This window comes from Mesorhizobium sp. M0074 (genome assembly GCF_040322975.1).
Lineage (GTDB): Bacteria > Pseudomonadota > Alphaproteobacteria > Rhizobiales > Rhizobiaceae > Mesorhizobium.
On record NZ_JAMYUM010000105.1, the window covers coordinates 1 to 569 of the forward strand.

Genomic DNA, 569 nt, shown 5'->3' on the forward strand with positions numbered 1-569 from the left:
TCCCCGCCCGAACGTGGATGAAAGGCGTAACGGACAATCTTCTTTGCCTCGCCATCCTGATAACGGGCATTATGAGCCCAGTCCGCCGGGTACGGGCAAGACACATCTGGCGGTGGCTCTCGGGCGCGAGGCGATCCGGCAGAACCATAGCGTCCGGCTCGTCACCGCGGCGACGCTCGTGGCGATGCTGGCCAAGGCCCATGACGACGGTTCACTCGAAAAGCAGCTGACGACCCTGTCGCGGCCGAAACCGTTGATCATCGACGAGCTCGGCTATCTCCCGTTCGAAGCCAACGCCGCGCATCTGTTCTTCCAGCTGGTGTCGCGGCGTTATGCGCGGGGATCGATCCTGATCACCTCCAACCGCTCGGTGGGCGAATGGGGCAGCGTCTTTGGCGATCCCGTGGTCGCGACCGCGATCCTTGATCGCTTGCTTCATCATTCGACAGTGATCACCATCCGCGGTGACAGCTACCGGCTTCGCGAAAAGCGTGGGTGGCGGGGGCGGAGAAGACACCCGAGCCCCCCCGCCCCCCCCCACAAACCCCCCCCACAACAGGGGGGGCGTT

The 569-nt window shown here is 64.3% G+C and carries 1 protein-coding gene; it reads left to right on the forward strand.

Annotation, left to right across the window (positions count from 1 at the left end; all coding sequences use genetic code 11):
* Nucleotides 1-569 (forward strand): ATP-binding protein (locus NKJ73_RS34175; protein ID WP_502905428.1); only part of this gene is annotated, 569 nt, incomplete at both ends.